The 20,812-nt window shown below is 38.3% G+C and carries 22 protein-coding genes; 6 read left to right on the forward strand and 16 right to left on the reverse strand.

Annotated elements, in window-relative coordinates:
• Window positions 1-42: 42 nt before the first annotated feature.
• Window positions 43-780, reverse strand: a complete 738-nt coding sequence (pgpB, locus tag HDEF_RS00700) for a phosphatidylglycerophosphatase B (protein ID WP_012737855.1) — start codon at window positions 778-780, stop codon at window positions 43-45.
• 153 nt (window positions 781-933) lie between these two features.
• On the opposite strand from pgpB, the gene ribA reads away from it, so the two are divergent.
• From ribA to HDEF_RS00715, 3 genes are all read left to right on the forward strand, one after another.
• On the forward strand, window positions 934-1,524 hold the full coding sequence (gene ribA / locus HDEF_RS00705; RefSeq protein ID WP_012737856.1) for a GTP cyclohydrolase II: 591 nt from the start codon (window positions 934-936) through the stop codon (window positions 1,522-1,524).
• A gap of 91 nt (window positions 1,525-1,615) precedes the next feature.
• Complete coding sequence (locus tag HDEF_RS00710) at window positions 1,616-2,638, forward strand: TerC/Alx family metal homeostasis membrane protein (protein WP_012737857.1); 1,023 nt, start codon at window positions 1,616-1,618, stop codon at window positions 2,636-2,638.
• 474 nt (window positions 2,639-3,112) lie between these two features.
• Window positions 3,113-3,481 carry a hypothetical protein gene (locus tag HDEF_RS00715; RefSeq protein WP_095033783.1) on the forward strand — a complete coding sequence of 123 codons (369 nt, stop codon included), beginning with the start codon at window positions 3,113-3,115 and terminating at the stop codon, window positions 3,479-3,481.
• Window positions 3,482-3,792: 311 nt separating this feature from the next.
• Here HDEF_RS00715 and tpx read toward each other — a convergent pair whose 3' ends face one another.
• Window positions 3,793-4,302, reverse strand: coding sequence for a thiol peroxidase (gene tpx, locus HDEF_RS00720; protein WP_012737858.1), 510 nt, complete (start codon window positions 4,300-4,302; stop codon window positions 3,793-3,795).
• Between the two features lie 265 nt (window positions 4,303-4,567).
• Window positions 4,568-8,020, reverse strand: a complete 3,453-nt coding sequence (gene mfd, locus HDEF_RS00725) for a transcription-repair coupling factor (RefSeq protein ID WP_044612425.1) — start codon at window positions 8,018-8,020, stop codon at window positions 4,568-4,570.
• Between the two features lie 164 nt (window positions 8,021-8,184).
• On the opposite strand from mfd, the gene lolC reads away from it, so the two are divergent.
• Genes lolC through lolE form a run of 3 tightly spaced genes read left to right on the forward strand, consistent with a single transcriptional unit; the run spans window position 8,185 to window position 11,346 of the window.
• On the forward strand, window positions 8,185-9,387 hold the full coding sequence (gene lolC, locus HDEF_RS00730; protein WP_012737860.1) for a lipoprotein-releasing ABC transporter permease subunit LolC: 1,203 nt from the start codon (window positions 8,185-8,187) through the stop codon (window positions 9,385-9,387).
• Window positions 9,380-10,090, forward strand: coding sequence for a lipoprotein-releasing ABC transporter ATP-binding protein LolD (gene lolD / locus HDEF_RS00735; RefSeq protein WP_012737861.1), 711 nt, complete (start codon window positions 9,380-9,382; stop codon window positions 10,088-10,090). The genes lolC and lolD overlap by 8 nt, the downstream gene beginning before the upstream one ends.
• 2 nt (window positions 10,091-10,092) lie before the next feature.
• Entirely contained in the window at window positions 10,093-11,346 is a 1,254-nt protein-coding gene (lolE, locus tag HDEF_RS00740; RefSeq protein ID WP_012737862.1) for a lipoprotein-releasing ABC transporter permease subunit LolE, read from the forward strand.
• 160 nt (window positions 11,347-11,506) lie between these two features.
• Here lolE and HDEF_RS00745 read toward each other — a convergent pair whose 3' ends face one another.
• From HDEF_RS00745 to sctF, 13 genes are read right to left on the reverse strand one after another with little or no spacing between them, the layout of a single operon-like run.
• On the reverse strand, window positions 11,507-12,553 hold the full coding sequence (locus tag HDEF_RS00745) for a YscQ/HrcQ family type III secretion apparatus protein (RefSeq protein ID WP_044612220.1): 1,047 nt from the start codon (window positions 12,551-12,553) through the stop codon (window positions 11,507-11,509).
• Window positions 12,531-12,929 carry a hypothetical protein gene (locus tag HDEF_RS00750; protein ID WP_012737864.1) on the reverse strand — a complete coding sequence of 133 codons (399 nt, stop codon included), beginning with the start codon at window positions 12,927-12,929 and terminating at the stop codon, window positions 12,531-12,533. Before HDEF_RS00750 ends, HDEF_RS00745 begins: the two co-directional genes overlap by 23 nt.
• Entirely contained in the window at window positions 12,910-13,341 is a 432-nt protein-coding gene (locus tag HDEF_RS00755) for a type III secretion system apparatus protein (RefSeq protein WP_048901542.1), read from the reverse strand. Before HDEF_RS00755 ends, HDEF_RS00750 begins: the two co-directional genes overlap by 20 nt.
• Window positions 13,290-14,630, reverse strand: coding sequence for an EscN/YscN/HrcN family type III secretion system ATPase (locus HDEF_RS00760; protein ID WP_012737866.1), 1,341 nt, complete (start codon window positions 14,628-14,630; stop codon window positions 13,290-13,292). The genes HDEF_RS00755 and HDEF_RS00760 overlap by 52 nt, the downstream gene beginning before the upstream one ends.
• Window positions 14,617-16,659 (reverse strand): EscV/YscV/HrcV family type III secretion system export apparatus protein, encoded by a 2,043-nt coding sequence (locus HDEF_RS00765; protein ID WP_407078889.1) that lies wholly within the window; start codon window positions 16,657-16,659, stop codon window positions 14,617-14,619. Before HDEF_RS00765 ends, HDEF_RS00760 begins: the two co-directional genes overlap by 14 nt.
• A complete protein-coding gene (locus HDEF_RS00770; RefSeq protein WP_012737868.1) occupies window positions 16,656-17,027 on the reverse strand; it encodes a type III secretion system apparatus protein in 372 nt (123 codons plus the stop codon). The genes HDEF_RS00765 and HDEF_RS00770 overlap by 4 nt, the downstream gene beginning before the upstream one ends.
• Window positions 17,028-17,037: 10 nt before the next feature.
• On the reverse strand, window positions 17,038-18,030 hold the full coding sequence (locus HDEF_RS00775; protein ID WP_012737869.1) for a SepL/TyeA/HrpJ family type III secretion system protein: 993 nt from the start codon (window positions 18,028-18,030) through the stop codon (window positions 17,038-17,040).
• Window positions 18,027-18,665, reverse strand: coding sequence for a type III secretion protein (locus tag HDEF_RS00780; RefSeq protein ID WP_012737870.1), 639 nt, complete (start codon window positions 18,663-18,665; stop codon window positions 18,027-18,029). Before HDEF_RS00780 ends, HDEF_RS00775 begins: the two co-directional genes overlap by 4 nt.
• Window positions 18,662-19,291 carry a type III secretion system domain-containing protein gene (locus HDEF_RS00785; RefSeq protein WP_012737871.1) on the reverse strand — a complete coding sequence of 210 codons (630 nt, stop codon included), beginning with the start codon at window positions 19,289-19,291 and terminating at the stop codon, window positions 18,662-18,664. The genes HDEF_RS00780 and HDEF_RS00785 overlap by 4 nt, the downstream gene beginning before the upstream one ends.
• Window positions 19,288-20,037, reverse strand: a complete 750-nt coding sequence (gene ssaJ, locus HDEF_RS00790) for an EscJ/YscJ/HrcJ family type III secretion inner membrane ring protein SsaJ (RefSeq protein ID WP_012737872.1) — start codon at window positions 20,035-20,037, stop codon at window positions 19,288-19,290. Before ssaJ ends, HDEF_RS00785 begins: the two co-directional genes overlap by 4 nt.
• On the reverse strand, window positions 20,034-20,288 hold the full coding sequence (gene sctI, locus HDEF_RS00795) for a type III secretion system inner rod subunit SctI (RefSeq protein WP_012737873.1): 255 nt from the start codon (window positions 20,286-20,288) through the stop codon (window positions 20,034-20,036). The genes ssaJ and sctI overlap by 4 nt, the downstream gene beginning before the upstream one ends.
• A gap of 50 nt (window positions 20,289-20,338) precedes the next feature.
• The gene (locus tag HDEF_RS00800; protein ID WP_012737874.1) at window positions 20,339-20,599 is read right to left on the reverse strand and encodes an EscG/YscG/SsaH family type III secretion system needle protein co-chaperone; all 261 of its coding nucleotides are present in this window, start codon (window positions 20,597-20,599) and stop codon (window positions 20,339-20,341) included.
• Window positions 20,596-20,811 (reverse strand): type III secretion system needle filament subunit SctF, encoded by a 216-nt coding sequence (sctF, locus tag HDEF_RS00805; RefSeq protein ID WP_012737875.1) that lies wholly within the window; start codon window positions 20,809-20,811, stop codon window positions 20,596-20,598. The genes HDEF_RS00800 and sctF overlap by 4 nt, the downstream gene beginning before the upstream one ends.
• Between the last annotated feature and the right edge of the window lies 1 nt (window position 20,812).

Genomic DNA, 20,812 nt, shown 5'->3' on the forward strand with positions numbered 1-20,812 from the left:
CCTACCTTAGAAAAAAAGTAAAAAAACGTTAATCAATGAGCGTTAGAACTTTTTTTTATTCAATGGGATTGGATCAATCCAGCGATAAACAACCCAGCATGATAATATGCTCAATAAACTACTGATTAATATTGAGACAAAAATGTCGATCGGCCAGTGCATGCCTAATAGCAAACGGCTGATCATCACTCCGGATGACCACAACATCAAAAAAATCACCGTTTTATAATAACGAAGGGGCCATAATAAACCGACCGCCAGTAGAGCCCAACTCGCAGCAAAAATACTGTGCCCTGATGGAAAAGAGAATCCTGTTTCAGCCTGCCAATATTTTTTCAACCAGTTGGGCGCATTCGTTTCCGATTTTAATAAACGTTTTAATAAAACCGTTCGAGGTTCAATATTTAAAGAATAGAAATTTTTATTTTCAATATGATGCTTTTTTTCCAAGCATACTAAAAAAGGTCTAGGTTCTTTTATTTGATTTTTCATGATAATTTTCACCGTCTGCCCAATGACCATTAATATCAACAAGAGCACCAAAAATTGCAGGGCAACCTTTAAACGAAAGCGCAAACATCGAAGAAAACAAGCCGATAATAAAATACAGGTCAAAATGCCCCAAGAATAACCTGCCGTTTCTGTTACTCCAAATAGCCCCTTTAATAAATTAGAATCAGCATGAGTAAGCTGCCATTGCCACCCAAAAATCCAGGCGCTAGACGGAATGATCAATAAAAGCATACTGCTGAAAATAATTTGTTTCATCACACTTTTCATTTCACCTCCTTTGATTTATTTGAATCATTCATACGGTCTGCTTTATATCTTGCCGAATAAAATAAAGATAAGCCAAGAAAAAACCGGCAATATATCGCTTTTATCTTATGACTAAATTACACTAAAAAATTTTTAAGAGTATGACTCATCGACATGAATCTGAAACGTATATCGGAAGCAAAATTACCGACCCCTTGGGGTGATTTTTTAATGATCGGATTTAAAGAATTAGACAAGGAACAAGATCATCTTGCATTAGTTTTAGGTGATATTTCAACGGATGCCCCCGTATTATCCAGGATCCACTCTGAATGTTTAACAGGAGACGCCTTGTTTAGCTTACGTTGTGACTGTGGTTTTCAACTGAAAGCCGCATTTAAGCAGATTTGTGAAGAAAAACGAGGTCTACTCATTTATCATCGTCAAGAGGGAAGAAATATCGGACTGTTAAATAAAATTCGAGCTTATGCACTTCAAGATCAAGGAGCTGATACGGTTGAAGCAAACCATCAACTTGGTTTTGCCACCGATGAACGTGATTTTACCGTCTGTGCCAACATTTATAAAATTCTGGATGTCAAAGCGATACGTTTGCTGACCAATAATCCTGAAAAAATCAAGATTTTGAAAAAAGAAGGCATCAATGTTGTTCAGCGAGTGTCGTTAATCGTAGAGAGTAATCCAAACAATCAAGACTATTTATCAACAAAAAAGAATAAAATGGGGCATTTTTTTAAAAAATAATTTTTACTGTTTTTTAATTTGACCATACTTTCCTAATCATCATTTTATGATATCGCCTTGAAGTTAATATCAACCTGATTGAGAAAAAAATATGGAACCTTTGACTATTGGTTTTCCTCCAAAAACGCTCATCGTATTCGTCACATTATCTGTACTTGCTATTTTTATAGATTTGTTTATGCACAGAAATAATAAGCCTATTTCACTTAAAAGTGCTTGTTTTTGGTCGCTTTTCTGGGTTGGAATTGCCTTTGTTTTTGCGGGCTTTCTATACTTATCCCATGGCCAGGAATTGGCGACTTTATTTATCACTGGATACACTTTAGAAAAAGTACTATCTATCGATAATTTATTTGTGATTATGGCTATTTTTGCCTGGTTTGCAGTCCCTGATAACGATAAGTTACGTGTTCTGTATTGGGGGGTAATTGGGGCCATTATTTTTAGGGCGATTTTTGTTGCCATAGGAACCAGTCTGTTATCCTTGGGGCCTTGGATAGAATTTATATTTGCCGGTATTGTTGGTTGGACAGCCATCATGATGCTTAAAGATAAAAAAAATCAACAGCAGATTGAAGATTACTCTCAACATTTTGCTTATCGTCTGGTGAAGCGGTTTTTTCCTATATGGCCTAGACTCAAGGGCTCGGCGTTTTTATTAACAGGAAATGAAGTCAAGAAAGAATTAAAAAAGCCAGAAAACAGCGATATTAAGATTGAGCAATTTAGAAACAGTGCACTTTATGCAACTCCATTAATGTTGTGTTTGGCCGTTATTGAACTTTCTGATGTGATATTTGCATTTGATTCTGTACCCGCTGTGATCGCTGTCAGTCGTGATCCTGTCATTATTTATAGTGCCATGGTCTTTGCCATACTGGGTTTAAGAACCTTGTATTTTGTGCTCGAAGCAATGAAACAGTGTTTAATCCATCTGGAAAAATCTGTGATTGCGTTATTATTTTTTATTGCCATAAAACTGGCTTTAAATGCTTCAGAGCATATTTTCCATCATGGCTATCATATTTCATGGCCAACCAGCTTATTGATCGTGATAGTAGTATTGATGCTTGGAATTATAGCCAGCTTTTTATTTCCTAAAAACTCAGAGTGAATTTTTTGAAATGTGACTCACATATTATGTTTATATGGCACCATTAAGAATGGTAAATAATTTAAATTACTGAAATAAATAATATATTAATTTAAAAAGTACAAAAGTAAGTAAAATACCTTATTCAAGTAAGTTAACGTGGCTTTATATAAACACTCAATTGAAATATTGATACTTATTTAATATTTTATAAAACAATTTATTTACATTTTTACCTATTTTCATAGAAAATGACGGTAAATTTTAATCATAAGAGGAAATTATATTCCTCTACCATCAATAAACTACTCTAAGAAAACCGAAATGCCACAAATCAGTCTTATAGATCAAAAAGTTTTTCATAATAAATAAAATCTCCCTGCAACCTTTAAAGAGATAACAAATACATCCTCTAAAAATACACCACCCACACTTCGTGCAAGCAGCAGTGAAACAAGTTCAAATAAAAGTTATTTAGAAAACATCTCTGAATTCTTGGATACCGCAAGTACATATTGTCAGTACGCTAAAAATGGTCGTTTTGGTAAAAGTGACCCTGAAGAATATCCAGCACCAATTTTATCAAATATGTTAACGGGTTTGTTCACTGGCCTTATAAAAACTGCACATAAAGTATCAACAGGAGATTTGAATGTTGATGTTCCAGCGACTAAAGAAAACTTTGAAAAAGTAACGAACGTGTTTTCAGATTGTATGAAAGTAAAACATAATTTTTCTGAGGCATCTAATTATCGTAAGGAGCAAGCTCGATTGGTTCCTCATTTTAAAGAGACTAAAATTACTACAGATAAAGAAGAGAATAGTTTTGCTTTACAAACAAGATCTTCCCACGGATTAAACTAAATAAAAATACTTTAAAATAAGCCACTGAGAAACGAAAAAAAAGTCAGTTCCGATTAATCAAAAACGTAAAGACAGCTTTTGATATTTTTTATCCTGCCAAAAAACGTTGAATCTCAGAGTGAACTTTGTATTTTTCTTTTCTTAAGCTCTTCACAGATAGAGCAGACAACTGTGATCATAGCTAAAAATGATGGGATCTTTTCAATTTTGATGCACAAGAGCCCTCATTCACAAATCATCTCTTTTGTCTATTTGTCTGCTATCTTGTTTCCCATGTTTTCAATTTTCTACTGCAGAGAGCGGATGAAATGTTACAGTTTTTTTAACGCATCCAAAGCAGCTTCGTAATTAGGCTCAGTAGTCATTTCGCTCACCAGCTCACTATAAACAATTTCATCTTGCTGATTGAGCACTAATACAGCCCTTGCCGTTAATCCCTTTAACATCCCTTCGGATATGTCGACGCCATAAGCGTGCTTAAAACTGTTATCGCGAAAAGCAGACAGGGTAATGACATTGTTTAAATTTTCAGCACCACAAAATCGAGATTGAGCAAAAGGAAGATCAGCAGAAATACAGAGAACAACAGTATTGCGGAGTTCCGCCGCTGATTCATTAAATCGACGTACTGAAGCAGCACATACCCCCGTATCAATGCTTGGAAAAATATTCAGGATCTTATTCTTTCCTGCAAAATCACTGAGTGAATGTTCTGATAAATTTTTTCCAACCAGTTTGAAAGAAGGGGCCTTATTACCTGGTTCAAGAAATTTTCCTGAAACCCTGGTTTCTTTTCCCTGAAATAATACTGTTTGTGTCATTTTTAATCTCCTTAAAAACCTCTTCAAAACTGATCGGGAACCGTGACTTCTGTCTTCACAGTTTTTAACATGACACTCTAAGACTTTGAATAGACAGCCCTTGCTGGAGTTTTGAATAGAGAGGTAATGAAAATATACTTTTCTTTATCATGCTGTTTCAATTAAAAATTGATATTTGATAGCAGAAAAATACAAATCTGCGAAAAATTTCGCGCTTCATCATACAATTTTTTCAAAAGATAATCTATTTATCTCTTCAATTAATTCAAGCTGTTATCAATCTATGATCTTCTAAAGATGATAACAGATCTTCAATAAATTTAAGACGCTCGTTTTTATTCTTTAAGTCGAGAATAAATTTCAATTTGCTGGAGCCTTCTAAACGATAAATTGTTGAGTTTTTTTGTAATAAACCAATTAAATAAGCAGGATTGACTTGATGATCGTCTCTAAAAGTTAAAAATCCTCCTTTTTCATGACTTTCAATTCGCTTAATGCCTAATTTTTCTGATTTCTGTCGGAAATAAGCCGTTTTTAAGAGATACTGCACTTCATCTGGCAGTAAACCAAAACGATCAATCAATTCAATCTTGAGCTCATTTAATTCAACATGATTATTCGCATTTGCAATTCTTTTATAAAAAGACAAACGAATATTAACATCAGGAATAAAATTTTCAGGCAGGAGCGTTGGAAGGTGCATTTCAATTTCAGATTGAGGACGAATAAATGCTTCCAATGAAGGATCTTTGCCTTTTTTAAAAGCCTCTACTGCATTTTCTAGCATTTCCATATAAAGAGAAAACCCCACTGCATTTATTTGACCACTTTGGTTTTCTCCCAATAATTCTCCAGCACCACGAATTTCAAGATCGTGGGTGGCCAAAGCAAATCCAGAACCTAAATCTTCTAACGAGGTAATGACCTCCAAACGTTTTTTTGCATCATTTGTTATGGCCTTTGGGGGAGGCGTCAGTAAATAAGCATAAGCCTGATGATGGGAACGCCCAACTCGACCACGCAATTGATGAAGTTGTGCAAGACCAAAATGGTTTGCTTTTTCGATAATAATGGTATTCGCATTTGCAATATCGATACCGGTCTCAATAATCGTGGTACAAACCAACAGGTTGAAGCGCTGATGATGAAAATCGTTCATCACACGTTCTAGATCCCGTTCTCGCATTTGTCCGTGAGCCAAGGTAATTCGTGCTTCAGGCACCAATTTTTTTAAGGTTTCATAAGTTTTTTCAATGGTTTCAACCTCATTATAAAGATAGTAAACTTGACCGCCTCTTAAAATTTCACGCAATATCGCTTCCTTGATTAGAAACGAGTCATATTCTCTTACAAACGTTTTTACGGAAAGACGCCGAGCAGGAGGAGTAGCAATAATAGATAAATCTCGCATGCCACTCATTGCCATATTCAGTGTACGAGGAATCGGCGTTGCCGTTAGGGTCAAGATATCAACATCTGTTCGGATTGCTTTTATTCGCTCTTTATGGCGTACACCAAAACGATGCTCCTCATCTACGATCAACAAACCCAGATCTTTCCAGCACAAATCATTTTTCAACAATTTATGCGTTCCTATAAGGATATCTAACTTTCCTTCCGCCACTTGTTGCAAGATCTGTTTTTGTTCTTTGGCGGTTCGAAACCGTGAAAGCATTTCTATTTGAATCGGCCAATGAGCAAAACGATCGCGAAAATTATCAAAATGTTGCTGAGCAAGCAAAGTGGTTGGCACTAAAACGGCTACTTGTTTATGATTGATGACCGCTAAAAAAGCGGCTCTCATCGCCACTTCCGTTTTTCCAAAACCGACATCTCCACAAACAAGTCTATCCATCGCTAATGGCTGAGACATATCATTTAATACAGCATGAATAGCCTGTTCTTGATCTGGGGTGGTCTCAAAAGGAAAGCTTTCGCAAAACAACTGATATTGTTCAGAGTCTTTCTTAAATGAAAACCCGGGTTTTGCGGCTCGCTGAGAATAAATACCTAAAAGCTCTGCGGCCACATCCCGTACTTTTTCGAGTGTTTTTTTACATGCTTTTGTCCAGGCATCCCCTCCTAATTTATGTAAAGGCGCATTTTCGTCTGAAGAACCTGAATAACGCGTGATGACATTTAAAGAAGAAACCGGAACATAAAGTTTATCTTCATTCGCATAACCTAAAATTAAATATTCGGCTTGAATACCACCTGTTTCTAAGTTTATCAGGCCAAGATAACGACCCACTCCGTGTTCGAGGTGTACAACAGGCTGGCCAGAGCGAAGCTCCATCAAGTTACGTATTAAAACATCCGTATTAATGATCCGTCGATTGTCTTGGTGCCTACGATTAACTCGCTCACCCAACAAATCACTTTCACAAATAAAAGCCCGAAGCCGCTGAGTATCGATAAAACCGCGTTCCATGGCTCCTGGCATCAAATAATGCCCATGTTGAATGGCTTCATCTAATGAAGAAATCAAAACTGGATTGATTTCCATCGGCTTTAAGAGATCTCGGAGTGTTTCTTGACGGCCTTCAGTTTCCACTGAAAACACCACAATGCCCTTAAAGCGTTTTATAAAATCAGATAAATGCATCAAAGGATTTTTTTGCGATCGTTGCACAGCCAGCTCTGGCAATGGCTCATAAGGTAAATTGGTATTTGCGGATTTATTAGGTAGCGTCTCAGTTCTTAATTGAATACGAGGCCAGGCTTTTAGTCCGCTAAAAAGCTCTGGTACATTTAACCATAATTTATCAGGCGCCAATAACGGGCGCATGGGATCAATGCGTCGATGCTCATAACGTTGATGAATATCTTTCCAAAAACCTTCCGCTGCGGCCTGTATATCACCTATATTCATCAACAAAACATCAGCGGATAAATAATCAAATAAAGTATCCAGGGGCTCATTAAAAAAAAGCGGCTGCCAATATTCAATGCCTGCAGGCAAAATATTTTTGCTGACTTGTTGGTAGATATGTTCTGGATCACGACGTATCTCAAATTGCTCTCGCCACTGACTACGAAACGATTCAATGGCTGTTTTATCAATAGGAAACTCATGAGCAGGCAACAAATTAATTTGTTCAATTTCAGATAAAGTGCGCTGTGTATCGACGTCGAACACTCTCAAACTCTCTATTTCATTATCAAAAAAATCAATTCGATAGGGTTCTTCACTCCCCATAGGATATAAATCGAGCAATCCGCCACGAATAGCAAATTCACCATGTTCCATCACCTGATGTACAGAACGATAACCTGCCTTATCGAGTTGAACACGCAATAGATCAAGGGACAAACGTTGGTTTTTTTTTAAAAACACGGCGTGACGATGCAAAAAAGAATAAGGACAAATTCGCTGCATAAAAGTGTTTATGGGAATAATAATCGCGCCACGATCTCGACTTGGCAGCTGATATAAACAAGCTAACCGATCAGAAATAATCGATTGATGAGGGGAAAAATGATCGTAGGGCAAAGTTTCCCAATCAGGCAAAATGGAAATGGGATGAGAGATAAATGCTTGAAGTTCATATTCTAACTGCAGCCCAGTTTGCCTATCTGGGGTTATCAGGATGGCGAGCCCCAAATGACGCTCAATGATTTCAGCACACTCTAACACACATGCAGAACCTGTTAATTGACCTAATTGTCTTACATCAGAAGGCGCAGTGGGTAATTTATAACGGTCTTTTTGAGAGATCATTTTATTTAACATAATCGGTCAACATACAAATGTAATAAAAGAAAACCAGATCATAAATTATGCGATAAGGCTCGCAAATATAAATATGAGTGGTTCCATAAAATAGTTGGACCCTTTATTATCCTCGAACACTTTACTTTAGCAACAGGATCTCAATTTGCATGTATCAGCCTGTCACGCTCTTTATTGGCTTACGTTATATTTATGGAAGGCGTTCTGACCGGTTCGGTCGTTTAGTTTCATCGCTCTCTAGCATCGGGATTATGCTTGGAGTCATGTCAATGATTGTGGTTTTATCTGTGATGAATGGATTTGAACGAGACTTGCAAAATAATGTTTTAGGGCTTATGCCTCATGCATTAATTACAACTCCTGAAAATGTGATTGATCCTCAAAAAATACCTGCCTCCAAATTACAGAATTTAAAAGGCATCAAGCATATTGCACCTATTACCACTAGTGATGTTGTCATACAGAGTGCACAAAATATCAGTGCTGGTGTCATGCTGGGGATTAATCCAGAACAATACGAACCTCTTTCAAAATATTTTATTAATGTTCATCAAAATCTACTTCAAGCAGGCCAATACCGCATCATCATGGGTGCTAAATTAGCTCAGCAACTCGGGATTCAATCCGGTGATACCGTTCGTTTAATTGTGCCTAGCGTCCGCCAGCTTACTCCTATGGGAGGTATGCTGAGTCAACGCCTATTTACCCTAGTTGGCGTTTTCTCTGCAAATAGTGAAGTCGATGCTGATCAATTTTTTGTGAACCAGCAAGATGCCTCGCGCTTAATGCGTTATCCCTTAGGGGATATTACAGGTTGGCGTTTATTCTTGACTCAACCTCTTAAGGTCGCCTCATTAAGCAAGCAAAAACTACCGGATGGCACAGTATGGAAAGATTGGCGTGAACGCAAAGGCGCACTTTTTCAAGCAATGCAAATGGAAAAAAATATGATGGGTCTATTGTTAAGTCTTATCATCATTGTGGCAGCCTTTAATATTATGACTTCATTAGGGTTGCTAGTGATGGATAAACAACGGGAAGTCGCTATTTTACAAACTCAAGGTTTTACTCGGCGCCAAATTATGGCCATGTTTATAGTGCAAGGGTCAACATCTGGGATTGTTGGCAGTGTTTTAGGGGCATTATTAGGAATAATATTAACAGGTCAATTAGAAAAATTGCTTCCTATTTTAGGTTTATTAATAGCAGGGGAATCCTTACCTGTTAGCATTGATCCTATGCAGGTGTTTATTATTAGTCTGTCTGCTATATTCATGGCGCTCTTATCTACTCTCTATCCTTCTTGGCGTGCAGCTAACTTTCAACCTGCTGAGGCATTACGCTATGAATAAAAATGCTCCTCCATTGTTGCACTGTGAAAAACTGTGTAAAACTTACCGAGAAGGAAAATTGCATGCAAATGTGTTGAAAAATATTACATTTACGCTTCAAGCCGGCCAAATGATGGCCATTGTTGGAAGCTCTGGTTCTGGGAAAAGCACATTGTTACATTTATTGGGAGGGCTTGATTCACCAAGCTCTGGTGAAATTTTTTTTCAAGGTAACCTGATAAATCATCTTTCTACTTCAAAAAAAGCAAAGTTACGTAATCGTCATTTAGGGTTCATTTACCAATTCCACCACCTTCTTCCAGATTTTACTGCTCTAGAAAATGTCTCCATGCCTTTGTTGATTGCTGGAGAAAAAGCACGAACAGCCAAACAAAAAGCGTTGAAGATGCTTGAATTAGTCGGCCTCGATAATCGTCATCAACATCGCCCTTCCCAACTTTCTGGTGGGGAACGCCAGAGAGTCGCTATTGCTCGTGCGTTAGTCAATACACCTTCTTTAGTACTTGCGGATGAACCGACCGGTAATCTAGATCAACAAAATGCAGAAGCCGTCTTTAATCTATTAAGTCAAATAAACATAAATCAAGGCACGACCTTTCTGGTGGTGACCCATGATTTAAAATATGCAAAACGCCTAAATCAACAATTGGAAATGACTGATGGCCATTTGCATCCGATTTTATCGTTATCCGAGGCACGGTAAGAATGACATTCCTATTTGCCAGAGCATGGTTAATCGCTTGGCGTTTCAATCGTGATCGGCGAAAAGGAGGGATGGTATCTCTGCTATCTTTAATTTCGATTTTTTCGATTGCGCTAGGAGTTGCAGTGCTCATTATTAGTCTTAGTACAATGAATGGTTTTGAAAGAGAATTAAAAAACAGGGTGCTTGCAGTGGTACCACATGGACAAATTCATTTTCTTGATTTGTCTATTTATGATTGGCCTCTTATTTTAAATCGTGTAGAAAAAATAAAAGGCATTATTTCAGCGGCTCCTTACATTGATTTTACGGGCTTAATAGAAAATGAAACAAAAATTCGAGCAGTGCAGATCAATGGCGTTTCTCTAAAAAGGGAACACAGCATTAGTGCTTTACCCGATTTCGTTCTTAATCATGCTTGGCAAAAATTTAAAGCCAGCCAGAAACAAATTATTTTAGGTCAAGGCTTAGCAAACACTCTCGGTGTCAAAGTGGGGTCATGGCTAACCATCCTGATCCCTAACATAAATACTCAAATCAGATTATTAAAACCAAAGCGGATACATCTACAAGTGATAGGCGTATTTCAGCTCAGTGGTCAATTAGACCATAATCTGGCTATCATTCCCTTGTCAGATGCACAACAATATTTAGAAATGGGTGATAAAATCAGTGGTATTAAAATAAAAATAAAGGATATTTTTAATGCAGATCATATCACTCATAAAGCAGCTCAAGCGACAAAAAGTGATGTCAATTTTAGTAGTTGGATCTCTACCTATGGTTATATGTATCATGACATTCAAATGATTCGAAGCATCATGTATATCGCGATGGTATTAGTGATGAGTGTGTCCAGTTTTAATATCGTTTCGACTCTCATCATGGTGGTAAAAGATAAAAAAAATGATATTGCTATATTACGTACATTAGGAGCTCAAGATAAACTCATACAAACCATTTTTATTTTTTATGGTTTATGGACAGGTTTGATCGGTAGTATCAGTGGAGTATTTCTTGGTGTGCTGCTATCACTAAAATTAACTGAAATTATGCACTTACTGGAAAAATGGATGGGTTATTCATTTTTGTCTGGGGATATTTATTTTATCAATTTCTTTCCCGTTGAGCTGCATTGGTTTGACGTATTTTACGTATTTATGACTTCATTATTACTCAGTTTAATGGCCAGCTGGTATCCAGCACGTCGAGCCAGCAAATTAGATCCTGCTAAAGTATTGAGCGGTACACATTAAACAGTATCGATATCATTTAATTGACATCAAACTTAATCAACTTACTGATAATAAAATTGGGATTTAGTTCAGGGGAGCACGATATTTTGGGGAGGATTTATTTTTAAAAGGCATTTTTTATAAATGCCATTGAGACAGATGAATTGACAAACTTCTAACCCTATTTATCCAATAACCACTGCTCAATGCGAACAATCAATTCCCCATCGCAGTTCAATAAATTACCGGATCCTATCTTGCGGCCGTTTAAACGGATCATCACTTCCCCATAAAAGCTCGTTTTACAATTTAACGTTTTTCCAACAAAAAGTTGATTCAGATCCTGGATTGGTATGTTAATGCGACCAATTTCCATCACCAAAGTCTGTGTGAATTCATTTAAAGAGATTTTTTTTGGCTCTTCTTCAAATTCAGGAATAACATCAGGTGATGATGCATCCGGAGCGTCTTCATCAGAAGGCGCTTTATAAGAAAAGTCATTTGACTCTGTATCGGAATCTAACTCCAAAAAAGTGTCAATATTGTCATTGATGTCTTTTATCGTCACAGTTTTGCCTTCGTTTAAGCTGATATAAAATTGGGAACCCTGCTCTGGCCACATCCAGCAACAGCTTTGATCCAGTTCGGCACAGGCCAGTAACCTTAAGCCATCCTCCACTTGAATATGTTTCAACTGAGATACAGATAAGCGACACCATCCTGCGACTAGTCCGCATTCATACTGTAATTTATCATTATTTTTATCATAAAACTCTTTTTCCTTATCAACAGAATGCCAATCTGCCAAGGTTTCAAGCAAAAAATGAGCAGACCAATTTAGCAGCACAAAACCAAATTCCTGTTGATTTATGTTGTAATTACAAACAACAGCCCATTGTTTTATTAAACTGGCTGGACGAGGGATATCATGGCCCAATGTCATTTTAGGAAATAAGTTAGGCAAATAAGATAAAGTCCAATCGGAGATACCCATCAACAAATCAGGGTGCAAGCAATCTGGAGAGGCAACAGAAATGATGGATTCTAACCAGGATGACCACTGTTGCTCGGATAACCAAAGGCCACAGGGTAATTCGTTTAACATCACTGAAAAATAAATCCCTGGGCCTTCCATCACTCTCATGTTGACGGTCACTTCTTCTTTTTTCCGGCCATTTCCTACTAAAGCGCTTAATGCTTTAAATTCAGGGAGGACTTGTAGTAGCATCACTGACCTCCAAAAAACAGGGTATGCCGATACGTACTAATTCCCTCTCCCAACGTTTACTTAATCCTAGCACTCGTTTTTTTATTATATCGCCAGGACAGGTTAATCTGACGACAAAGCCTTTTTGAGCAAAACTGACTCTGATCACGGTACCCGTAAGTACTCCCGATACAATATGATAATCTGCCCATTTTTCTCTTAAAGGAGAAAGCGAGGGGTTCAGATCTTCTTTTAATTGAGTTGAAGGAGAGGGGGGCTGCAATAAATGTTGAAAATGCTTTTTCTTTTGTTCGTGATCTTGTCCGTCTTTTGATTGACGACGTGCCTTTTCTGGTGGAGGTAAGGGAATGGCACCTTCAATATGAATTCGATTCATCTTTAATAAGTATCCGTAATTTTTCTTGTTTTATTAAATTGAGTTTTAACAAAAGCTGAAGTTCTTGAAGTTTTTTTTCAACCTGTTTCAATTGCATCAAAAATTCATTTCTTTTTGATAACTGTTCACGCTCTTGCTCATAAAATGAGTGAAACAATTCCTTGTGTTCAGCAAATTCGTTAGCCTCTAAAACACCCTGCCAATGTGTCAATTTTTTTAATTGTTCACATATTTGTTCACGCTTGATGCGGCAACCTTCAGTTTGCCATTTTAAATTTTCCTGTGTTTTGATGCTTCCAGAAATACAGCGACGTAAAGTTTGTTCTCTATTTTTTTTTAGATTTAATAGACGAACCAAGGTCACGAGATCACTGTTTGTTCGAGCATTTTTAATGTTTTTTCTAATGCCCAATGCTCACCTCCTTTCTGCTTCAAAAAGTTACAAACAGCTGGGTATCGTTTTAAGGCATCATCTGCTTCTAAATCCTGCCCTTTTTGATATTCTCCCACTCGTACCAATAATTCAATTTCTTCATAACGCGCCAATATGAATCGCAATTTTTGCGCCATTTCCAAGTGCCAGGAAGAGGCTATTTGTGGCATAATTCGACTCACACTGGCCGCAATGTCAATCGCAGGGTAATGACCCGCTCCGGCTAATTTTCTGGATAATATAATGTGCCCATCTAGCAGAGAACGCACTTCGTCAGCAACAGGTTCATTCATGTCATCACCTTCTACCAGTACGGTATAAAATGCGGTAATGCTTCCAAGATCGCTGTTTCCTGTTCGTTCAAGTAAACGCGGCATTTGAGCAAATACACTTGGAGGGAAACTGCCAGCAGCGGGTGGCTCGCCAGCGGCTAAACCAATTTCTCTCGCGGCTCTGGCATAACGCGTGAGAGAATCCACCATTAATACGACTTTTTTACCACAATCCCGAAAATATTCAGCAATGGTGGTGGCCGTATAAATCCCTTTTAAGCGTTCTAAAGCAGGTCGATCTGAGGTGGCCACGACCACAACGGTACGCTGTCGGGCTTTAGGGGTAAGTACTTGCTCTAAAAATTCGCGAACTTCTCGGCCCCGTTCTCCAATCAGTGCCAATACCATCACATCAGCATCACTGCCATCGCACAGCATCCCAAGTAAAGTACTTTTTCCTACCCCTGCTGCTGCAAAAATCCCGATTCTTTGACCTTCTCCGCAAGATAATATCGCGTCTAATGATCGAATACCTGTGACAAGTTGGTCTGTAATGGGTTTACGCTTCAGAGGATCAGGAGGGGCGTTGTCTAATGAACGCCAATGGTAACCCAAGCCAGGACCATCATCGATGGGATGACCTAATCCATTGAGAATACGCCCCATTAAGGACATGCTGACAGGGACTTGATGAGAATATTTTAAAGGAGAAACCCATTGACCTGCATAAAGGCCATCACAGGATGAAAAAGGGGATAAAAGCGCTGTTTTTTGTTCAATAGAAACGACTTCTGCTAAAATTCGATTCGGCTCTATTCGGCAGAGTTCACCCATTCTGACGCCAGGTAAACTCACCTTGATTAAGGTGCGTCCAACATCCAGTATCGGTCCTCTATAAACAGCGCCACTGGGTACAGGGATCGTAAAAGCCAGTTTTTTTTTCAGGCGCTCACTCACTGGTGAGACATCTGGCAAATGAATTTTATTCAAACTCATTTAACTCTTCTCCAATGAATTCGACCATGCCTTCTACTTTAATCGGCATTTCATCGCCTATTTCCTGAAAAGATAAGACAGGTAATGAAAAGAGATCATGTTCAATCATTTTACGCAAGTAGTGGCGTACATCGATGCTGGTTAGTAATAAAATATCCGTTTTATTTTCAATGGATTTTTTAATTTTATTTAAAATGAGAGTGGATTTTTTTGCATTGAGCTCTGAATAAGCGCCTGCAGAAGTCTGACGAATAGAACGACGAATAATATTTTCTAGCCCTTCCCCTACACGAAATACGGTCAAATAATTTTTACTGTGGCTAAAACGTTGGCAGATATGACGCCTAAGCGCAATACGGACATATTCGGTCAACATCACATTGTCTTTTTCTTTAGGTGCCCATTCCACTATTGCGCCAAAAATGGTTCGCAGATCGCGGATAGAAATGTTTTCCTGTACCAGTTTTTGCAAAATATTTGAAATTTTGTTCACCGGCATTTGACGCTGCAACTCTTTTATCAGTTCCGCATAATTTTTTTCCATAGCATCCATTAAATAACGAGTTTCCTGTACACCGATAAATTCAGAAGAATGGCGCTCAAACACATAATTCAAGCATTGAATAATGCGTTCGTCCCCTTCAAAAAAAGTGATCTTCAAGCTTATTGCCTGTGATTTTTGGTCAGAAGATATCCAATACAGCTCGCCCATACGTCGGCTTAAATTTTGATGGCGTACTGTTAATTCGGCGTGAGGCCGTTCGATCAGCAATTCATTTTCTGCTAATACCAATTCTAATACTCTTTCCTGATAGACGCTGATGGATAAACCATTTTTTTCTAATTGTTGATTGATATGTACAACGACCTCAGGGACTGGTAGGCCAAGGTGTTCAAAAAGACGTAAACGCAGTGAATCAATTTCCGTTTTGAGATTAGAGCGGTTTAAATTGGGCGCACAATGTAGCAGTAAAGGCACAGCCCCTGGCTTCATTTCATTTTGAGGTTCCCCGTCGGCATTCAAACCCATAGATTCAGATTGGCCGAGCTTCTTTTTTTTGCGATAAACAAGAAAAGCGGGGCTGGCAACAAGAGAAGCCAACAAAGCAAAAACGAAAAAAGGAAAACCTGGGATCAATGCAAATACGAGCAAAATACCTCCGGCCATCCATAAAGCTTCAGGTTGCCTGCCCACTTGATTAGCTAATTCATTTGCAAGACTTTTTCTTTCTTTCCCTGGTACTCGTGTTACCACAATCCCGGCAGTGATTGAAATCAGGAGGGAAGGGATTTGAGAGGCCAAACCATCCCCGACAGAGAGAACCGCATAAGTTTGTAATGCCTCGCTCGCAGACATCTGGTGTTGAAAAACCCCAACCGAAATGCCACCAATAATATTGACCAAAATCACGATGATACTTGCAATTGCGTCTCCTTTAACGAATTTCATCGCACCATCCATCGCACCAAACAAGCGACTTTCTTTTTGAACTCGTTCTCTTTGTCTCCCCGCTTCAGCCGAATCGATAGATCCTGATCGTAAATCACCATCAATACTCATTTGTTTACCGGGCATTCCATCCAAAGAAAAGCGGGCGCTCACTTCAGCAACCCGTTCTGAGCCCTTTGTGATGACGATAAATTGAACAACAGTAATAATGCTAAAGATAATCAGACCTACTGTCAGATTACCGCCCACAACAAATTGTCCAAAAGCTTCAACAATTTCGCCTGCATCATGTTGTAGTAATACTAAACGGCTGGTACTGATGGTTAAGGCAAGGCGATATAAAGTGGTGATCAGCAATAAAGAAGGGAATACTGAAAATTCAAGTGGATCCCGAATGTAAATAGAAATCATCAGTAAAATAGCAGAAAGCCCCAGATTGACGGCAATCAAGACATCGATCAATTCTGTGGGTAATGGCAAAATCATCATAAAGATGGCGACAAGCAACATGACCGCTAAAAAAATATCTTGCCGCTCTAACAGTAAAGCCAGCGCTTTTTTTATTTTATCTCCTCTCATGACCATGTGCCTGGCAGAGATCGCAATAATACATATTGCTGTAAATAAATTTGATACCAGAGCTCAGCCCTGGATGAAAAATCAAAACAACAGCTGACCATAACACCTGCATTTAATAAATAGATACGTTGCGGTATACCTTGGAAACGTTCGAGACGCCAACGCTTTTGTAAATCAAATAATTGAGTATTGTTTGCATATTCCTGTAAACGTCCTGTTGTTAATAATACTCTTTGCTGGCGGACCTCTAAAAAAACGACCCGTTGCCCGATTCTCCATTCCATACAGGATTCAATCGATTCACAAGGCAGTTGAGCTAGTCGAACAAACAGTTGCAAGTTACGAGTGACGACGAGATTGATATCCACTTTTTAAAGTTCAACATTCAAAAGAAGAAAACGCTTCTAAAATTTGTTCACGATGATCATCATCAGTAAAACAGCCATCAGGCATGATTTTAAAAAGCCTGGTTAAATCAAAAATCAATTCGCGCTTTTGTAGATTCTCTAAATTGAAAGCATCATCTAAACGCTCTTCTAGCCAATCTTTGAAGACCCAGGATTGAGCGGTTATCTCTAATATTTGGGATAGTAAGACATCACCTTCTAACCCATAACAAGATGCCATCACTTCACAACGCTCATCTAGACTGAGAAAAAGAAGAAGGCGTTTTAATCGATCGATCATTATTTTTAGCCTCCGCCCTTTCTCTGGAGCGGGCTGTGAATTTAATTCAAATGCCATGGCACGTAAAAGGACTCTGATCCTACGCTTACGATCTGCCCATTCTTTTATTTTTTCAAAAAAATTTATCACGGAATATTCTTCATCATCTATCACCTGTTGAAAAAGGCGTCTTAGGCGCGAAAAATTTTCAGTGGGCATGTCATTAAATTCTAATAGACCAAATAAGGAAATTTCCCAACCTTCTTGCTCCATTAAATCTGCGAGTTGCTTTGATAATTGGCGCCGCCGCAAAGGGTTATGCCCCTGCTGTGTTAATAAAAAACCAGTTTGTAATATTTGTTGAGCCAACAGTAAATCCGAATTGGCATGATGGGATAAATTTTTTTTTAGTAAATCATTGAAACCATCTTTGCCTTGGCTCTCAATGAATTGAAGTAGCAGGTTTTTACTTCTTTCAGAGCGCGTATTTTTCAGCTGTTTGTAATATTCTCCTATCTTAAGCCCCATCATTTCTATCGTTTCAGTTTGACTGCTTAATTGTACCTGTTGTTCGAAGATGGCTTCCATGACAGAGCTGCCAGGAGATATTTGGTGAGCAATTGTGGTTTTTTTTTCACTTTCAGCTGACTGACGATGATCAATATCATTGATCAAGAGTGAATGATGGCTGTTGATTGTACTCATGACGCTATCCCCTCTGATGCGGCTTCTATCCAGATGATTAATTCTGATAAATGACGATCCAGGCAAATATCTACTGAAAGTAATGGAGAAGCCAAAATGGCCTGATTGACATCCAAAGTCTCGTCTTCGGATAAAAGTAAACGATGAGCGAAGGTTTCATGTAATACAGGGGATAAGCGCTTTGGATGTACCCTTAAAGTTAAGCTGCCTTGTTTTGCTAACTTCTCCACTTTATCGGCCAAACGGGCCACCAGGATTTCATCAATAGATTGCTGGCCAGCCCAACTTCTGATGACTGTGGTGATAGCTTGTATAATATTTTGGCGAACACTTTCTACTAAAATGTCCTCGATTTTTTTATTCTCTAATAACCATTTCACATGTCGTTCAAGGAGCGAGGCTTCTAATTTATCCTGTTGCTTTTGTTTTATTTTTTCTGCTTCTAGTTGAGCTTCCCTCAATATGGCTGTTTTTTCTTCCTCTGCATGCTGTAAGATCGCTCTGGCTTTTTTGTGAGCTTGTTCTTCTATTGTTTCTTTCCAGTCAATTTTTTTTAAAAATTCTGAGGGGATGTAAGGCCCGATTGGCAGTGAACTGTTGTATTCCTTGATGCTGATATGAAAAGGATTACTCATAAAAGGCGCTCCAAACGTCCGAGCCAAAGACGTGCTTGAGGAAAATGAATGGCTCTAGGTAAAGGTGGCAAAAGAATAGAGAATGCACGCCAAATTAAATTACCTGATTCTATCGAATGAAAAATGCCATAACCCAACTGTCTGGCTATCTTTGGTAATAAATCGGGAGTCAAGCTGATAGCACTTTGAGATGGACAGCCAATCCCTAAAAGTTGACGCATATCTGTTTCATTAAGAGTGGGATGAAACGCCTGACGATAATGCGCTATCCTTAGATATTCTACGCATTTTAAGCTGATAAGGCCTAACGCCATACAGAGTTTCTTTAAACGAGATTCCAGCAATAAATCTGACTTTTGTTGATCTGTTAAAACAGCGGGGAGAGGTTCGAGAGGAAAGTTCCGCACATGAATGAGATAACGGTTCAAAGCTGCATCAAGAGCAGGAGAATTCCCGTAACAGTAGCTTTGCGCTTTTAAACCTGCTTTGGTTAACCATAAAGGATGAGCAAAACGAGCGGGTTGCCAGGCCAGTTGATGTAAATGTAAAAGCTGACTCGAAATGGTCTTAATACCCCCACACTTTTGATCGAAATTGGGATAAACAGGTTCATTTTGGTCTTTCATTTTCGTAAATACCTTATCCAGCCCACTACTGACAATACGGCTACCACTCCTGCCAAACCAGCCAAAATCATCTGTATGACTTTAATGTGCTCTAATAGCCATTCCAGCGCAGAATGTGATTGTTCCTGTTTTTGTAAGTTGTCTGCCTCTGTTATTTTTTTAGGAGTAAATCGAAAATTGGCAGGCTGCATTAATATACTGATTTTTGAGTAATCAATGCCGGGTATGGCATCGTGAATTAAATTTTTAATTTGAGATTGATAAATTTCTAAATTGATTTCAGGAGAATATTTCATAAATACCGAGGCAGAACTGGGATTCATGTTTTTATCGTTTGAAGGTGCGGCAACAGCGATGCTGACATCAACACGAATCACCCCTTCCATATGGCTTAGCATGCTTTCTAACTGCTGCTCTTTAATGTAAACCATCTTGGCCTGTTCTTGCCCAGGAGAAGTCACCAGTTGATTTGAAGGAAATATTTTATCCACAGTGACATAGTTTCTCCGAGGGAAGCCATTTTGGCGTAATAGCTCGACTGCATCGATAAAATGCTTACGGTCAACATTCACAGTCACGGTGCCATCTTTGTTTTGCTGTTTTTCAGCATTGATATGGTGAAGCATCAGCAACGCCAACATTTGATTGGCTTCAGACTGCGCTAATCCGGAATAAAGTTGAACATTACAAGCGCTTAAAGACAGTATTATTAAAAATATATAAAAAATACGTCTTACAGACCTCATTGCATACTCACTAATTTATTAATTCCTTGCCCCAAAACGCCCGCAATTTTAGCATCTAAATCAATTTTTACTGTTGCGCGGGCCACACCATATTGAATACCCAGTGCATCTTGAGGGGTATCTGTTACAGGCTTTTTATTATAAAGGAGATCAAAAAAACGATTAATTTGTTCAGGAGTTCCTTGCGCTTTTTTATCTTTTTGGACGTTCTGTAGATGCTCAGTTAACGCAATAATAGGTTCAGTGGTCATAGTCATAGCTCCAAAATAATGTTTTATCTGTACATTGATTTTTTATCTTTTTATGTTTCAACATTTAAAAATATTTCTCTAAGCACTATGGCTTCTTCTAATGAACTGTCTTTAAGTAAATTGATTGCCTTTTGAGTTTCGCCAAGACCATGCAGTAATAAGGCATGACAAGTTAAACGGACGTTAATATCAGGCACTAAAAAAGGCAGAGATTCCATGATTGCACGACTTTCTTTACAAAAATTGTGGTTGAGGCCAGCAATAGCGGCTTCAACGATCAGTTGGCGACAGGATTTTGAAAGTATCGTCATATTTTTGAAATAATCGAACTAAAAAGATCTTTAAATACTCTAACTAATGAACTCTGAATGCTCACTAAATTACTATACTGCTGTATGCTGTATTGCATTTTTACCATGTGGCCAGGATTATTGAGGTCAGTAGATGATACTTTGGCTTTTAAATCTTGAGAAACTTTTGACATTTTATCTGACAGAGCATTTATCAAGGATTCAATATTCATG

It is taken from the genome of Candidatus Hamiltonella defensa 5AT (Acyrthosiphon pisum), assembly GCF_000021705.1.
Lineage (GTDB): Bacteria > Pseudomonadota > Gammaproteobacteria > Enterobacterales > Enterobacteriaceae > Hamiltonella > Hamiltonella defendens.

Excerpts from the sequence above, each read along its gene's own strand:
- pgpB (WP_012737855.1), bottom strand. The coding sequence starts at position 780 with ATGAAAAGTGTGATGAAACAAATTATTTTCAGCAGTATGCTTTTATTG.
- ribA (WP_012737856.1), top strand. The coding sequence starts at position 934 with ATGAATCTGAAACGTATATCGGAAGCAAAATTACCGACCCCTTGGGGT.
- HDEF_RS00710 (WP_012737857.1), top strand. The coding sequence starts at position 1,616 with ATGGAACCTTTGACTATTGGTTTTCCTCCAAAAACGCTCATCGTATTC.
- tpx (WP_012737858.1), bottom strand. The coding sequence starts at position 4,302 with ATGACACAAACAGTATTATTTCAGGGAAAAGAAACCAGGGTTTCAGGA.
- lolC (WP_012737860.1), top strand. The coding sequence starts at position 8,185 with ATGTATCAGCCTGTCACGCTCTTTATTGGCTTACGTTATATTTATGGA.
- lolD (WP_012737861.1), top strand. The coding sequence starts at position 9,380 with ATGAATAAAAATGCTCCTCCATTGTTGCACTGTGAAAAACTGTGTAAA.
- lolE (WP_012737862.1), top strand. The coding sequence starts at position 10,093 with ATGACATTCCTATTTGCCAGAGCATGGTTAATCGCTTGGCGTTTCAAT.
- HDEF_RS00745 (WP_044612220.1), bottom strand. The coding sequence starts at position 12,553 with ATGCTACTACAAGTCCTCCCTGAATTTAAAGCATTAAGCGCTTTAGTA.
- HDEF_RS00750 (WP_012737864.1), bottom strand. The coding sequence starts at position 12,929 with ATGAATCGAATTCATATTGAAGGTGCCATTCCCTTACCTCCACCAGAA.
- HDEF_RS00760 (WP_012737866.1), bottom strand. The coding sequence starts at position 14,630 with ATGAGTTTGAATAAAATTCATTTGCCAGATGTCTCACCAGTGAGTGAG.
- HDEF_RS00765 (WP_407078889.1), bottom strand. The coding sequence starts at position 16,659 with ATGAGAGGAGATAAAATAAAAAAAGCGCTGGCTTTACTGTTAGAGCGG.
- HDEF_RS00775 (WP_012737869.1), bottom strand. The coding sequence starts at position 18,030 with ATGAGTACAATCAACAGCCATCATTCACTCTTGATCAATGATATTGAT.
- HDEF_RS00780 (WP_012737870.1), bottom strand. The coding sequence starts at position 18,665 with ATGAGTAATCCTTTTCATATCAGCATCAAGGAATACAACAGTTCACTG.
- HDEF_RS00785 (WP_012737871.1), bottom strand. The coding sequence starts at position 19,291 with ATGAAAGACCAAAATGAACCTGTTTATCCCAATTTCGATCAAAAGTGT.
- ssaJ (WP_012737872.1), bottom strand. The coding sequence starts at position 20,037 with ATGAGGTCTGTAAGACGTATTTTTTATATATTTTTAATAATACTGTCT.
- sctI (WP_012737873.1), bottom strand. The coding sequence starts at position 20,288 with ATGACCACTGAACCTATTATTGCGTTAACTGAGCATCTACAGAACGTC.
- HDEF_RS00800 (WP_012737874.1), bottom strand. The coding sequence starts at position 20,599 with ATGACGATACTTTCAAAATCCTGTCGCCAACTGATCGTTGAAGCCGCT.
- sctF (WP_012737875.1), bottom strand. The coding sequence starts at position 20,811 with ATGAATATTGAATCCTTGATAAATGCTCTGTCAGATAAAATGTCAAAA.